The following is a 14436-nucleotide window of genomic DNA, read 5'->3' on the forward strand; positions in this document are numbered from 1 at the left end:
CCTGGCTATGGTGGTATTTTTACCCATAGCTTGAGAAAAGACGATCACAGCTTGCCTCTGAAGGCTCAAAAGAGCCTCCTGTGCTGCGTCACAAAATTCGCCTGCGCTTATATGAAATATCCAGAGTACAGAACACAAACCTTGTCTGTTTCTTTCAGTCCACCTATAATCTAAATTATCATGTCAGAAGATTCCATTAGAGATCTGTTTCCCCCTTCTGCACTGGAAGGCATTGTCTCTCCTGATATTGACCGGGAATTTCCCCCTTCTGCCAGACATGTCTGGCAAGTCTCGGATCTTTTGGCAAAGGTCCAGGGCAGGTTGGACCTCGATTTTGATATCCTGTGGGTGGAGGGAGAAATATCAAACCTCCGGCAGCCTTCCTCAGGCCATTGCTACTTTACTTTGAAGGATGATCGGACCCAGATCAAGGCGGTGTTGTTCAAGTTTCAGGCTGCCCGCCTCCCTTTTGAGCTGAAGGATGGCCAGCACGTGATCTGTTTAGGAAGGCTCAATATTTATACCGGCAGGGGCGATCTCCAACTGGTGGTGGAAACCATTGAGCCAAAGGGGGAAGGGGCCCTTCAAATGGCCTTTGAGCAGCTAAAGGCCAGGCTGGCAAAAGAAGGGCTGTTTTCTTCTGAACATAAGCTGCCGCTTCCACTGCTTCCACAAATGGTTTTTGTCATCACATCTCCTACCGGCGCAGCAATCCATGACTTTATCCGAAATGCCAGAGAATGCTATCCGGGGGCGGACATCGTACTCTGTCCGGTGAGGGTTCAAGGAGAAGGGGCCTCCGGAGAAATGATCGATGCCCTGAGGACTGTCCAGCGTGTTGCAAGGGAAGGTGATGTTATATTGCTCACCCGGGGAGGTGGCTCGCTCGAGGATCTCTGGGCCTTCAACGATGAGACCCTGGCCCGGGAGATATTCAATTGTACCATACCTGTTGTCTCGGCAGTGGGACACGAGATCGATTTTACGATTTCAGATTTTGTGGCGGATTGCAGGGCACCTACACCCACTGCAGCGGCACAGCTCATTTTCCCTCGCAGGGAAGAGCTGATGGATAAGGTCGCAACCCTCTTCAGGAGAATGATCCTGTCAAGTCACAACAGACTGAAAGCCAATCGACAGAGAGTTCAACTGCTCCATCATCGGCTCAAGGATCCCAAAAGGAAGATCATAGAGCAAAGACTCCGTCAGGACGACCTCAATGCCAGGCTGCTGAGGGTCATGCAAGAAAGGATTGGTTCCTGGTTCCAGAGATACCTGGACCTGCGTGAAAGGCTCGCAGTGCACGAACCCGGGAGACGGCTTTCCCTGACAAAAGCCGAATCCTGCTCTTTATCGAGGCGTTTGATCCGGGCCGGATCGCTCTCTGTCGAGAGGAGACGCCACCTCCTTGCCGCATTGTCCGGAAAGCTGGATGCAGTGAGCCCGCTCGCAGTCCTTGCCAGGGGCTACAGCCTGGTTTACAGGACACCCGGAGGGGAGCTTGTAAGACGTGCCGAGCAGGTGGCAGAAGGTGAACGTCTTTTTATAAGACCTGAAAAGGGTACCATTCTCTGCAAGGTATTATCCGCTGGAAAAGACCGGGACAATGATGATGCCTGATAATGGCTGACCGTTACCATGAGATCAAAAAGACAAAGACTACCATGCTGCCTGCTTATATTTTTTACGGTGTGTTTCTTTTCAGTCTTGAGCCTCAGCCAGGAGATAGAGGCCGGATCGTATCCGGTCTCGGTAAGTATGGAACCAGAGGAGATCCCTCTGGGAGGCATTGCACTGGCCAGCATAAAAATAAATGACGAAATAAAACTCCTTGATGTCAGGTTTCTTGGGAAAAAAATCCCGTACCATCCGGATCCATCCGGCCGGGGTTACTTTGCACTCCTTGGAGCAGGTCTTGATTGTGAGCCCGGAACCCATATCCTGACTGTCAAATGGCAGGGACCTGATGGTCGTCCCGACCTTTATTCACACGAAGTCCTGGTAATGGCAAGGAGCTTCCCGGTGGAACGCCTTTCTGTACCGGAACGCATGGTGGAATTTCCCCCGAAGGTCCTGGAGCGGGTGCTAGAGGATCAGAAGGCCGTAAAGAGAACATGTAACAAGATTTCAAATAAGCTCTACTGGCAAAGGCCTTTTATATGGCCTGTAAGTTCCAAAATTCTCAGCCCGTTTGGATTAAGGCGGATATTCAATAACAAGCCCAGAAGCCCTCACTCAGGAGTGGATTTAAGGGCCCCTGAAGATACTCCTATCCTCGCTTCCAACTATGGAAAGGTGGTCATGGCCAGAGACTGTTATCTGAGCGGAAAGACAATCATCCTCGATCACGGCGGAGGTCTTTTCACCCTTTATGCACACCTTGCCAGTTGTAAAGTCAGAGAGGGACAGGAAGTGAAGCGGGGCCAGGTTGTCGGTCTTTCCGGGTCCACCGGACGGGCAACAGGGCCGCATCTCCACTGGGGGGTGAGCCTCCTGGGCAAAAGACTTGATCCTGCAGAACTGATGGCCCTGCTTGGTACCCGAAGCTGCCCTTTCCCGTGATAATAAGTTTAGAAGAGGTTGGGGCATCTTCTCAAATCTACAATTCAAACTCAGCCTTGTAAAACTCCGTCTTAATCTTCTTCGACTTAAAGGCATCAATATCATCTAAAAAATCAAGATAGCTCTCAAGGTCCTGCGCATCCTGAGAATTGTTCTTCCTCATAAACGCAAGGTCATTTGAAGAAAGCAAAAGATCATTTTCAAGGTCAAGATCCTTGCTTCTTCTCTTTTCCATCCATGATGTCATAGTACCTGTCCATCTGGCCGTACTTTTCAAAGTACTTTTTGGCCGTTTCCATTTCAATTTCCGGCAGCCTGAGCAGATATTCGATATCGGCCATCTCACGCAGCGCCCGGTTCGGATCATTTTTCATGGCAAAAACCTTCAAGGCTACGAGATGTTCAGGCCTGACTACCGGTACCGTGATATCCCCTAAAATCAAAATACGTCTTGTCCGCGCAAAAATGGTTTCTGCCGTTTCCCCTCTCACATAAACAAAATCGATTCGTCCGAGACCTGATAAAGGGTGCGCGTGATTGGAGTATCCGGTGGAGGCGTGGAGGGTTTCAAATCCCAGGGATTCTAAATTTGAAATAATTTTTGTCTGGTCTTCCTGTCTAACAATAAAGTCAACGTCCTGTGTTGCCCTCACGTATCCATAGGCCTTCAGGGCAAAGGCGCCTATGAGCGCATAGTCAATTTTCTCCTGTTCAAAAAAGTCGATCAAAAGTTGAAATATTTTCTTGAAATTCATAACCGAGCGCGCTTTATATTTACCCTCATCATACATCGGATTCAGACAGTAATCACGCAATTTGTGGATGTTTACAACTGAATGCTCTGCATTTGGAGTTGTCATCAAGGCCGTCAGTCTCCTATCCCAAGTAGACTACAGTCGAAACGCATTCTGCGGGAACATCTCCCAAAGGAGCATCATATTGCAAGTTCGGATCATTAAAAGGTGGTCTGGTCAAGTAAAGGTGATAGGAAATCGCTTTCCAGGGATTGGAGAGAAGGTTTACCAGGGATTGGTGAATTGTGGGGCCCAAAAGCCCCTCAGACTCCATCTCTACCAATTCCTATAACATGAAAATCGTGTATCACGATTGGGATCGGGCTGTCAAGAGATCAGATGATTTTTGGATCCTGAGGTATAAAAGGCATGAATTGGACTCCTGCAGCACAGATTACCCCGTTTGGCTGCTTTGGTGCCTTTTTCAGTGAAAGGTTATGGTTGGTTCTTCGTATCCGGGCCAGCCGCCTGCCTGTATGTATCTGCACGCAGACAGGTTATCAAAATCTTCATGGACAACCGACCCATACCAAGGTTTCGGCTTCTTGCATCGAGACCCCGTATCTTGCCTCCAAAGCCCGAGGTGTTTGAGTATCTGACGAATTACATCCGGGTCCTGGATCAGGCTGATGATCCGCATCTCAGAGCCGCATCGTGGGCAGGTCAGGGGATCGACCTCCCAGACCTTTTTGATAAGCTCCCTCCAGGTCCTGGATGGTGCCCGCGGAGGCTCGTAATCAGATACGTCCAGTATGGTGAAATCCCTGCCGTCATCTTTTCCGGGTGGCTTATCTCCAGGTCTCAGCATTCCCTCTTTGCGCCGCCGCCCTTTTGCCCTGTTTTAATACCAGCCGTAGTAACGCACCATCTGAAAGCCCTTTTCTTAGGTAAAAATCAGCTAATCAATCGTTCCATTTCGGATGAAATGCTGACCAAAAATCAAAAAAGAACATACCTCTATCCTCCCGGAGCCGGGCTGACCATCTCGATACCTGTTAGCGAAACAGAATCAGGCGAGAGCAGTAAGGGCTCTGGTAAATTCCGCCTTGCAGGGCCACCAATCCGCCAGCTTCAGCTTGACCTTGCGGCCGCTCGCAGCCAGTTTTCCAGGTATCCAATGGTACCGGCCATCTCCTTTGTATCTTTACGGCCGAGGACCCTTTCCTTGAACCTGTCTGCGTGCCACGCACAGGCAGGCCAGTTCATCAGGTTATAGGCCGGCATGACCAATTCGAAATAGAGCCTGGCACCTGCCCAATGCCTCGTAATACTCTTGTCCAGACCGAATCCGTAGATGCTCTCCTTGATAAAGTTCTCACCTGTCTGCGTGCCACGCACAGGCAGGCAGCAGGCACGCTTGTTGTAAACTCGCCAGACCTTCTCGCCAGGAGCCTTGCTGTTGGCGGCAATCACTTGATAATTATAAAGATCCTCCTGAACGCTGAGAAGCTTGAGCTCCTTACGGGGCTTTTCTCCCTTGCGAACCAATTCCCGAATCACCACCAGGCGCATGTCCTTCAGGGGGGATCGGCAGATGCAACCCGCCCACGGCAAGACCCTCGCCAAACTCCCTCCAGTTGCGGATACTGAGGATCATCTTCTGGAGCCATACCTGCTGGGGTACCACTACATAGAACTCGATCTGGCGCATCATCAGCCAATGCAGGAAGTCGAGGCTGAAGAATCCGCTATCAGCACGAAGTCTCCTGACGGTTATCTCTTCCGGCAGTTTGTGCAACATGGCCGTCAGGAAATCCTTCGCCTTACAGGCACTGGTACGGTTGCCAGACCTGAGCATACCTCCGAGATAATCCCTGGTCTCTCCTATGAAGCACATAAGGGGATGGTAGCCGGACCTGCCACGCTTCTTGGGATTGTAACCCCTTTTGGCCCTGTGCTGCCTGCCTGCAGCAGGCAGGCAGGCCAAAGACCGGTATGACGTGGGAATCCAGGTCCAGGGTGATGGTTTTCATGTCACGAAATCCCCTGCGGATTTTATTCAATTGGCTGAAATTGATCTCTGCCACATGCTCAGTCTTGTGAACCGTGATCCTGGAAAGAAAACGGCTGATCGTACTCTGGGAGGGAAACCTGGTAAGGCCGGCCGGCCTTTGAAACACCTTGTCTGCCTTGAGTTCCATCATGTGGATAGGCCTGAAGATGCCCATCATCAGGGCATAGAGTATGCCGCAGCAGACCTCGCAGAAGCTGTAATCTTCTTTGCGCCGTTTGCCGGTGCCAACGGCCCTGAGGTGTTGATCCGGCTTCAGCTTGCCAAGAAACCGGTGCATGAGTCCTGGAAAGGAGGCTTTTTGCATTAAAAATCAGTTGGTTATTCTGAAAAAACAGATGCTGATCGTTCACAAGTGGCCTTCGAACTGCATAATTTGGGTTCAAGTTTCTTGAATGATGTATTCTATGGGCCTATCCTTTCTGATAAAAAGGAATGAAAGATAAGGGGTTTTGTGTTGGAATGTTCTACGTGATACGACCTGAATGCCGGTATTTTTACTCAAGGAAAACCAGCGCCGAGATGGACAAGAGTAACGCAAACCAGGCCGACCGCTTAACAAGAAGGGCCGCTTTGCTGATGTCTCCCGGCCCGGGATCACTGTTTCCATGACCCAGCCATGCCTTGTTTTTCAGCCCGCCAGGATACATGACGGGTCCGCACAGGCGAACGCCGAGGGACCCGGCGAAGAAACTTTCCGCATGCGCGGCATTAGGGGAGTCCTGTTTCAATCTGTCTCTCAATGCCACTCTCAGCCCGTCCAGCGGATGAAGGCCGCTAATCCAGGCCCCGAAAAAGAGGATGATGAGGGATAAACGTGCGGGGACAAAGTTCATCACATCATCCAGTTTTGCACTTGCCCAGCCAAAGTCAATGAACCGCGGACTCTTATATCCTACCATAGAGTCCAGTGTGCTTCCCACTTTGAAAGCAAGCATAAAGCTCAAGGCTGTTATCACCGGAGATAAGCCAAGAATACATGCAAGGATTCCTCCCAACAGATACCAAAAGACGGGGGAAAGAAGACCATCCACAAAATTTTCGGCCAGTGTTTCCACAGCGGCCCTGCTCACCCCTTTATCATCCAAAGACTGAACATTGCGGCCTACGACCAGTGCTATCCTCTTTCGTGCTTCAGGCAGATCTCCTGTTTCCAGTGCATGAATCACAGGCTTGATGTGAACGACGAGATCTTTCAGGGCAAGACATGAATAGCAGATGAAAAGGTCAAAAGCCATGCCGAATGGCCGATACAGACTATGGAGAAACAAGCTTGCCGTAAGATAGCAGAATAGGGAACTTATTTGCGTCGTCAACACCAAAAGGAAGCCGCCTGCCTTCCCGTTCAAACCCAAGTGTCGCAGGGCCTTCTCGGAAATGGTGATGCATTGGCCAATGATTCTGATGGGATGGTATCTATAGTGCGGGTCCCCAAAGAACCAATCAAACAGAAAACCGAAAAAAATTATACCCGCCGGTTCAATCATGCCCGATCACAGTCTACAAAGAGATCGATCATAGTTCCTATCTTCACTGCTAACTCCTTCTTGTAGATTTTCAATACCTAAAGTAAGCGGTTCAGGGTTCATGGTTCAGGGTTGACAACCTTTGAACCTATGAACTTTGAACGGTGAACTTTCTTTATTAAAGAAACAAAGATTATCTCTGTGGACATCCACTGAAACATCCACAATGTGATTCAGGTTGATTTTTCTGGCATTTCGCGTAATTTCCATAACCGGCTTCTCCTTTCATGTAGATAGTACCGGCTGTGAGATCCGGTCTCACATTGTACATCCGCTTGTCAGGAGAAGCTTTTCACCTAATAGTATGTCTGTGGGACTCTCAGTACCGATGCGCTTCGTGCCCCACAGCTCAGCCGTTGGCCAACAAATTTACTTGATATGGCCCGTAATGTTGATTATTATAAATATTAATATCCACATTACGGAGGTGCAACATGAGAACAATTCAGATGACCCTTGATGATGATCTTGTCAAAAGAGTCGACAGCGTTTCGAAGCAGCTCCATACAAGTCGTTCCGCTTTTACACGAAAGGCGCTTCGTGAAGCGCTTTCCCGCTACAATCTTGAGCAACTGGAGCGCAAGCACCGCCAAGGGTATGAACGGAACCCAGTTACTGCCGAGGAGTTTTCGATTTGGGAAACAGAGCAAGCTTGGGGTGACGAATGAAACATGGTGAAATACGTTGGTACAAGTTTGTAAAGCCAGACAAAAAGAGGCCGGTTCTTATCCTAACACGAGATTCCGTGCTGGAGTATCTTGGTGAAGTAACTGTAGCACCCATTACAAGTACGATCCGCGATATACCGTCCGAAGTGTTTCTTTCGAAAGTGGACGGCATGCCTCGGGATTGCGCTGTCAACTGTGACCATTTGCAGACTGTTTCAAAGGGGAAAATCGGATCATTGGTCACGTCCTTGACTCCGGCAAAGATGGCTGATGTGGGGAGCGCAATCCGCTTTGCCCTCGACATTTAAGACAGGACGGCCAACCAGTCAGTCCACCTGACCGGTGTTTCGCTGCGCTACTTGGCGGCAGCTAAGCTTTGACATTATGTTAAGAGGCGCCGCAGCAATGAGTTTAATGAATCCGATTTGGATATAATTCAATGAAGCTGACCGATATCAAAATCGAAAGTCAATTATCACCGCCAAAGGCGGTAGTTTTGACAGATAAATAAACAATCCTACTAAAACATGAAGAATCGCTAATTTAGTTTAATCAAATATCTGCATCGAGACTTTTGCCCACCAAGCAGTTAATCTCATACAGATGCCATGGGCAGATGTATTGAAAAAGTGCTCCCTTTTCCGGGGATGCTTTCAACGGTCACATGGCCGCCATGGGCCTGGGCGATATGCTTGACAATGGCAAGGCCGAGGCCGGTCCCGCCCATTTGGCGGCTTCTTGCCTTGTCTGCACGGTAAAATCTCTCAAAGAGACGGGGCAAATGTCGTTTCTCTATTCCGCAGCCCTGATCACGCACGCTGATAAGGGTCTCATTTCCCATTTGTGAAGCCTCTACCCAGACAGTTTTCCCCTCGCTGCTATATTTAATGGCGTTATCAATGAGGTTTACAACGGCCTGTTCAAGGAGTTGGGAATCTATTTTTGCGACTATTTCTTCAGCACAAGACAGCTCAATCTCTATTTTCTTGGCCATTGCGCCGGCCTCACAGACCTGGATAGCGGTCTCGAGCACATCCTTTAGCCTGCCCTCATCCAGCACGATTTCTTCTCTTCCGGCCTCCTGCTCAATCCTGGAAAGGCTCAGAAGGTCTTCAATAATGGCCTTAAGGCGATCTACGTGTTTGCCGATGATTTCCAGAAACCGTTCGACGTCCTCACGATTCTCCACCGCGCCATCCCTTAGAGTCTCCACAAACCCCTTGATTGCTGTAATCGGGGTCTTTATCTCATGGGATATGTTAGCAACAAACTCACGCCGTATCTTCTCAAGTCTCATAAGGCGTGTCATATCGTTCAAGACAATGACCGCGCCGATTTGCCTTCCTTCTGCATCACAAAGTAATGTACCGTGCCCGTTAAGGAACCGATCGCTCTCAGAGGACAGGACAATTTCTTCTTCAACCGCCTTCCGGCTGGACAATGCATTTTTCACAAAGTCCTGAAGGACGGTATTCCTGACCACCTCCTGGATGCTCCGGCCTCGGGCTTCGGCGGGATCGCATCCGAGCATTTTTGCAGCAGCATGATTCATGCTGATAACCCGCTCTTCCATATCTACGGCAATAACTCCTTCAACCATGCTGGAAAGCACGGCTTCAATCTCGTTTCGCTGCCGCATGACAGTATCAATATGTTCGCGAAGCTCAACGGCCATCCGATTCAGTGCATCGGAAAGGGCTTCGATTTCCACGGATTCAGCGACTGGCGGTCTGAAATGGAATTCGCCACGAGCGATGGACTCAGCCCAGCTCTTGATCTGTTCAATAGGACGGGTAATGCGGTGGGAAACAAACAGACTGAGGATCGCAGCAAATACAGCTACAACAAGGCATCCGAACGCAATTTTGATCTTCATACTCTTCAAGACCAAATCTATGTCATTCGCAGGGATGGATGTACGAACAACCGCAAGGATGCGGTTTTTTTTCTTAACAGGTATCCCCACGTACATCATGTCCTTTTCCAGGGTACGGCTGTACCGTGTAGATGTGCCTGAAGGCCCTGTCAATGCCTCGATGAATTCAGGCCTGTCAACATGATTATCCATTATTGCCGGATTTTTCTCAGAGTCGCCGACGACCTTACCGGAAGGAAGTATGACGGTAATACGGGTTTCAGCACTCTTGCCGATTTCCTTGCACAACAGGTCAACAGCCTTTTCATCCAGGGGATCAAGATGTTCCAGCACCTGTTTCTCAAAAAAGCGGGCTCGTACTTTGAGATCGGACGCAGTCTGTTCAAGAAAGAAATGCCTCAAGGACTCGGATGCATACCATGTTACAGTTATCAGAGAGATGATAGTGATCAATAGATAGGATGGGTAGAGTTGCCAGAGCAGCCGTTTCTTTTTCGGCATATCCCTATTCCTTGAATCGATATCCGACTCCACGGACCGTCTCGACATATTTACCGGCAGGTCCGAGTTTTTTTCGCAACCCAACGATCTGAACATCCACCGAACGATCAGTGACAGGATGATCCTCACCACGAACAGCCTCGACGATCTGAAAACGGGTAAAGACCCATCCAGGCCTTCTCGCCAAATAATTGAGGATGCCGAATTCCGTGAAAGTCAATTGGACAGGCTTCTCATTGACGAGCACCTCGTGGCGTCCCGGATCAATTTCTAGATCGTGAATTCGGAGAACCGACGTCTCTTCCGTTTGTCCTTTTATCCTCCTTCGGAGAACCGCCCTGATTCTCGCTATCAGGATCCTCGGGCTAAAAGGCTTGGTAATGTAATCGTCGGCTCCAAGTTCCAGGCCTGTTACTATATCCGCTTCCTCGCCTTTTGCTGTCAGCATTACAATAGGCAAGTTTTTGGTATCGGGGTCGTTCTTTAATCGTTTTGTGACTTCCAGACCGTCTATGCCCGGAAGCATAAGATCCAACATAATGAGGTCAGGGTTTTCCGACCGCACGAGGCGTAAGGCCTGCTCACCTGATACTGCACAAAGAACCTGATAGCCTTCTCGTGAAAGATTAAATTTCAGTAACTCCAGAATATCTTCTTCATCGTCTACTACGAGGATCTTTTGTTTTACCATGACACAATCTTAATTGTAGATTTATATGAGCTAATTATTTGAACGTAATGCAATAGTATTAGCGTTCCATAAGAATTGTGCAAAGAATCTGTTAGATTTTGTGTCAAGACGTCTTAAGGGACACCAACTCAAGAGAAGGTTTTACCCTTCAATATAATCCTTGACGCCGATGTCACTGCCGTGACATAAGGGCTGTCCCCAAAAGCCCCAGTTGAGGGGATATAACCACATAAGTCGGGATGAGTTTCAATACCTTTTCCATGCGGCCTTTGGACTCAAAAGCCTGTCTGAAGCCGCCTTCACCGAGTATTGAAAGTATCTTTGGAGCAATTCCTCCTGCAATATACACTCCGCCTGCGGCAAGGCACTTGAGAGCGAGATTCCCTGCTTCCGCCCCGTATATGCTGCAGAACATCCCGACTGCCTGTTGGCACAACTCGTCTGTCCCTTGCACGGCATGCCTGGTGATATAAGCTGCCTTGTCTTTTTTCTTTATAGCTTGTTTGGTAAATACGCTTTCTTTGTAATTTTGATCTTCCAGTAAGAATTCGTAAATATGGACCAGACCCGGCCCTGAGAGGATCCTTTCCACACTTACATGGGGGAATTCCTTCATCAGGTATCTTAATAGGCGTATTTCTACTTCGTTTCTCGGAGCAAAGTCCGCGTGTCCACCCTCTGTGGGCAAGACTCTATAGCCTTCATTGCAGGGTACCAATATGGCCTGGCCAAGCCCTGTGCCGGCGCCCAGCAAAGCTTTGGGGCCGTCTGATACCGGCTTTCCCTCACCGATTTGTACCAGATGTTCTCTATGTAAGACAGTAATGCCCCATGCAGCCGCCTCAAAATCATTTACAAGGTGAATGGTTTCCAGGCCGAAGCGCTTTTTCAGGTCATTACCGTCGATAGTCCATGGAATATTCGTGGCCTCAACCCGGTTCCCCTCCACTACCCCGGCAACAGCCATGCATGCACGGGAAGGGACCGGTTCGGGCGCGTCCTCTACAAAAACCGCAAAGACGTCTTCGAATTTATTAAAATCCTTTGATGGATAGTGTTTCTCAAAAAGGATTTTGTCTCCTTCTATAATGGCAAAGCGGGCATTGGTGCCCCCGATGTCTCCGGCAAGGACCTTCACTGTTTATTGCCCTTTCTTGAATACAAAGGTGTTCAGAGGTTCAGAGGTTCACAAGTTCACGGGTTAAGGGTTCCGGGCGTATCTGCTGAAGCTCGCCGAAGCTGGGTTTGGGCGAAGCGGAGCCAGATATGCTCTGTTATATGCTGTTGCCTCCAAATTTATCCCTCCTTTCCTCAAAAATACGCACGGTTTTCTCAGTCACAATTATAAAATTATTGGCAAGCTTTTCAGAATGAGACCCTAATACACTGCTCTATTCCGCCTCTATCAAAGGCATAAACGTTGTATTTTTGAGTGTTTCAGAAGCGTACAACAAGCAGGCTAAAATGTCTTCTTTTGTCAATCCCTTGTATTACTGGAGAATTTCATCAATGGATGCACCATGTGCTAATAGATTCAAAATGTACTGCACTGTTAACCTTGTGCCTCTAATAATCGGTTTTCCTACCATAATTTTGGGGTTTAACGTAATACGTTCAAGTAGTTGGTTTTGCACCATTTTCATCTCCCTTTATATTATGAATCATTCTGCTATATAAAAGCGATGGCGTCTAACTCGAACAATGACATGATGTAGAGTTCCCATTATATATTATATCAAATAGAAGACATACCTTTTCACTTTCGGATAGGTTGAATTCAATCGCCGGTTAACTTTCTGGCCCTGCGAACAGCTTTTAGATAAACTTCTTCTTTGAGATAGAATCCAGAATGAATAATATCCTCAAGGGTAGACAGAAATTGATCAAAGTTAAGTAATTGATTTTTTACAGCCTTCAAGATCAACCACAAAGTACCGATAGGTCTGAGACCTGCCATTTCAGAGGCGGCCCTGACCTTGGCATCATCCATGAGCACTGTTTCAATACCCTTTTCCCTAGCCAGAGAGATAACCTCTATCTCACCAGAATGGATTGTGATCTCAAGAGGATAGATAATATTGACATCTTGAACTATCATCCAACCCTGAGTGATAGCTCTTTCTACACAATAGGCATCTTTTTCTCCCAGACGTTTACCCTCAATAACTACTTCCCGGTAAACAGCTTCGGGAATAAATACCTGCTTGACCATGCTTTGGAGAAGGCTCGGTTGATTTGCCTTAGCTAAGTAAATAAGTGGCGTGGCGTTGGAAACGACCTTATCCATTGAGTGCCCTCAAATCCTTTTTGAATTCTTTTAAGTCATAGGAAGTATGGATGTGAGCACGTTTTACTTCTTGAACCATTTCCCAGAGCGACAGGTTGCAGCGCTGAGCCGCCTCCCAAAGCGTTACTATGCCCGCCTTATAGTCTTCCAGAGAATCACGTATAGTATGTTCTTTTGAGTCTGTCCCGCAAATATTAGTTGCAAAATGAGGCCGAATTCGGTAAAATATTATATAATTTCAACATGATAATTGCTTTTTGAGGGCCTCATGAACTACAATTTCAGAAGCTATAATCCGGAGCAACCATATCTGCTACCCCCATCTCTGGACGACTGGCTCCCCCAGGACCATCTTGCCCGATTTATATCTGAGACAGTTGATCAAATGGATCTGTCAGCATTAATCACAGCTTACAGAGCCAATGGCCAGGGAAGCGCAGCCTATCATCCGGCAATGATGGTAAAGATACTTTTATACGCCTACTGTATGGGTATTCCATCCAGCAGGAAGATTGCCAAAGCCCTGGTAGATGATGTGGCATTCAGATGGCTTGCTGCCGGTAATTTTCCAGATTTTAGAACCATATCAGAATTTCGCAAAAGACATCTCAGGGCTCTGCAGGATCTTTTTCCCCAGATACTACTTCTCTGTAAGGCTTCTGGTTTGGTAAAGGCTGGCATTATAGCCCTTGATGGCACCAAGGTTAAAGCCAATGCAAGCCTGAGCCGCAACAAAACTTATGAGCAGCTTTCCAAGCAAGAGAAGCGACTCAAGGAGAAATTGGAAGCACTCCTTGAGCAGGCAGAGAAGACAGATCAGGAGGAAGACAGGCTGTATGGCAGCAAACGTGGTGATGAACTTCCTGAGGATTTGAGTACTGCAGAAAAAAGGCTTGCAAAGATCAAAGAGGCTAAAAAATACCTGGAAGCCAGAAAAAAGGCTGAAGCCAAAAAGAGCAAGGAGTCTCATAAGAAACACGGCAGAAAATCTCAAAAGCCTGACGACACAGTGAAGCCTGAAACCAAGGTCAATATGACCGATTCTGAGAGTCGTATTCAGAAGACGTCCAAAGGTTATATTCAAGGTTATAATGCTCAGGCCGTAGCTACAGAAGACCAGATAGTTATTGCCTGTGACGTGGTGAATGAGGCCAATGACATTCATCAGCTTAAACCTATGCTGGAGCAGGCACAGCAGAATCTTTCAGAAATAGATGTTTACGCAAAGACAGTCCTTGCTGACGCAGGGTATTGCAGTGACGATAATCTTGAATACCTGGAATCCAAGGATGAAATAAACGCTCTTGTTTCAACCCGGAAAGAGCAAGAGATGAGAAAGGCCGAATCCGGCTCCAAAAATATCAGGCACCGTTCCGACAGATACAAGGCCATGGACAGGAACCTCCAAAACCCAGTCAGTCGATATATTTATGGATTTCGCAAGCGAATAATTGAACCTGTATTTGGGCAGATGAAACATTGTCAGGGTTTCCCCGGCTTTCTCTTACGTGGACTTGAGA

Annotated in this window: 18 protein-coding genes and 1 pseudogene; 7 read left to right on the forward strand and 12 right to left on the reverse strand. The window is 48.0% G+C overall.

The window, feature by feature from the left end:
* Positions 1 to 180 precede the first annotated feature (180 nt).
* Both xseA and C4B57_00505 read left to right on the forward strand, forming a co-directional pair.
* Positions 181 to 1620, forward strand: a complete 1440-nt coding sequence (gene xseA / locus C4B57_00500) for an exodeoxyribonuclease VII large subunit (protein ID PXF55969.1) — start codon at positions 181 to 183, stop codon at positions 1618 to 1620.
* A gap of 18 nt (positions 1621 to 1638) precedes the next feature.
* On the forward strand, positions 1639 to 2562 hold the full coding sequence (locus C4B57_00505; protein ID PXF55970.1) for a peptidase M23: 924 nt from the start codon (positions 1639 to 1641) through the stop codon (positions 2560 to 2562).
* A 37-nt stretch (positions 2563 to 2599) separates the two neighbouring features.
* Here C4B57_00505 and C4B57_00510 read toward each other — a convergent pair whose 3' ends face one another.
* Both C4B57_00510 and C4B57_00515 read right to left on the reverse strand, forming a co-directional pair.
* A complete protein-coding gene (locus C4B57_00510) occupies positions 2600 to 2797 on the reverse strand; it encodes a hypothetical protein (GenBank protein PXF55971.1) in 198 nt (65 codons plus the stop codon).
* Positions 2769 to 3422, reverse strand: coding sequence for a hypothetical protein (locus C4B57_00515; GenBank protein PXF55972.1), 654 nt, complete (start codon positions 3420 to 3422; stop codon positions 2769 to 2771). The genes C4B57_00510 and C4B57_00515 overlap by 29 nt, the downstream gene beginning before the upstream one ends.
* 179 nt (positions 3423 to 3601) lie before the next feature.
* Here C4B57_00515 and C4B57_00520 point away from each other — a divergent pair, with 179 nt between their 5' ends.
* A complete protein-coding gene (locus C4B57_00520) occupies positions 3602 to 3787 on the forward strand; it encodes a hypothetical protein (protein PXF55973.1) in 186 nt (61 codons plus the stop codon).
* Here C4B57_00520 and C4B57_00525 read toward each other — a convergent pair.
* The 3 genes from C4B57_00525 to C4B57_00535 all read right to left on the reverse strand — a co-directional run bounded on the left by C4B57_00525 (position 3781) and on the right by C4B57_00535 (position 5283).
* A complete protein-coding gene (locus C4B57_00525; protein PXF55974.1) occupies positions 3781 to 4164 on the reverse strand; it encodes a hypothetical protein in 384 nt (127 codons plus the stop codon). The two genes, C4B57_00520 and C4B57_00525, sit on opposite strands and share 7 nt — an antisense overlap.
* Positions 4165 to 4427: 263 nt before the next feature.
* Positions 4428 to 4844, reverse strand: a complete 417-nt coding sequence (locus C4B57_00530) for a hypothetical protein (protein PXF55975.1) — start codon at positions 4842 to 4844, stop codon at positions 4428 to 4430.
* Positions 4816 to 5283 carry a hypothetical protein gene (locus tag C4B57_00535; GenBank protein ID PXF55976.1) on the reverse strand — a complete coding sequence of 156 codons (468 nt, stop codon included), beginning with the start codon at positions 5281 to 5283 and terminating at the stop codon, positions 4816 to 4818. The genes C4B57_00530 and C4B57_00535 overlap by 29 nt, the downstream gene beginning before the upstream one ends.
* A 13-nt stretch (positions 5284 to 5296) precedes the next feature.
* On the opposite strand from C4B57_00535, the gene C4B57_00540 reads away from it, so the two are divergent.
* Positions 5297 to 5677: a hypothetical protein gene (locus C4B57_00540; GenBank protein PXF55977.1), complete on the forward strand. Its 381-nt coding sequence runs from the start codon at positions 5297 to 5299 to the stop codon at positions 5675 to 5677.
* Between the two features lie 187 nt (positions 5678 to 5864).
* On the opposite strand, the gene cobD is transcribed toward C4B57_00540, so the two are convergent.
* On the reverse strand, positions 5865 to 6854 hold the full coding sequence (gene cobD / locus C4B57_00545) for a cobalamin biosynthesis protein CobD (GenBank protein PXF55978.1): 990 nt from the start codon (positions 6852 to 6854) through the stop codon (positions 5865 to 5867).
* A 473-nt stretch (positions 6855 to 7327) separates the two neighbouring features.
* On the opposite strand from cobD, the gene C4B57_00550 reads away from it, so the two are divergent.
* Positions 7328 to 7561 carry a CopG family transcriptional regulator gene (locus C4B57_00550; GenBank protein PXF55979.1) on the forward strand — a complete coding sequence of 78 codons (234 nt, stop codon included), beginning with the start codon at positions 7328 to 7330 and terminating at the stop codon, positions 7559 to 7561.
* Positions 7558 to 7869 carry a PemK family transcriptional regulator gene (locus tag C4B57_00555; protein ID PXF55980.1) on the forward strand — a complete coding sequence of 104 codons (312 nt, stop codon included), beginning with the start codon at positions 7558 to 7560 and terminating at the stop codon, positions 7867 to 7869. The genes C4B57_00550 and C4B57_00555 overlap by 4 nt, the downstream gene beginning before the upstream one ends.
* 287 nt (positions 7870 to 8156) lie before the next feature.
* On the opposite strand, the gene C4B57_00560 is transcribed toward C4B57_00555, so the two are convergent.
* From C4B57_00560 to C4B57_00585, 6 genes and pseudogenes are all read right to left on the reverse strand, one after another.
* Positions 8157 to 9938: a PAS domain-containing sensor histidine kinase gene (locus C4B57_00560; GenBank protein PXF55981.1), complete on the reverse strand. Its 1782-nt coding sequence runs from the start codon at positions 9936 to 9938 to the stop codon at positions 8157 to 8159.
* Between the two features lie 4 nt (positions 9939 to 9942).
* Positions 9943 to 10629 carry a DNA-binding response regulator gene (locus C4B57_00565; protein ID PXF55982.1) on the reverse strand — a complete coding sequence of 229 codons (687 nt, stop codon included), beginning with the start codon at positions 10627 to 10629 and terminating at the stop codon, positions 9943 to 9945.
* Positions 10630 to 10801: 172 nt separating this feature from the next.
* Positions 10802 to 11767 carry a glucokinase gene (locus C4B57_00570; protein PXF55983.1) on the reverse strand — a complete coding sequence of 322 codons (966 nt, stop codon included), beginning with the start codon at positions 11765 to 11767 and terminating at the stop codon, positions 10802 to 10804.
* A gap of 253 nt (positions 11768 to 12020) precedes the next feature.
* Positions 12021 to 12266, reverse strand: a pseudogene (locus C4B57_00575) (hypothetical protein).
* A 140-nt stretch (positions 12267 to 12406) separates the two neighbouring features.
* The gene (locus tag C4B57_00580; GenBank protein ID PXF55984.1) at positions 12407 to 12916 is read right to left on the reverse strand and encodes a hypothetical protein; all 510 of its coding nucleotides are present in this window, start codon (positions 12914 to 12916) and stop codon (positions 12407 to 12409) included.
* The gene (locus C4B57_00585) at positions 12909 to 13148 is read right to left on the reverse strand and encodes a hypothetical protein (GenBank protein ID PXF55985.1); all 240 of its coding nucleotides are present in this window, start codon (positions 13146 to 13148) and stop codon (positions 12909 to 12911) included. The genes C4B57_00580 and C4B57_00585 overlap by 8 nt, the downstream gene beginning before the upstream one ends.
* Before the next feature lie 18 nt (positions 13149 to 13166).
* Here C4B57_00585 and C4B57_00590 point away from each other — a divergent pair.
* Positions 13167 to 14436, forward strand: a 1270-nt coding sequence (locus C4B57_00590; protein ID PXF55986.1) for a hypothetical protein, incomplete at its 3' end; no start/stop codon positions are given.

It is taken from the genome of Deltaproteobacteria bacterium (assembly GCA_003194485.1).
Classification (GTDB): domain Bacteria; phylum Desulfobacterota; class Dissulfuribacteria; order Dissulfuribacterales; family UBA3076; genus UBA3076.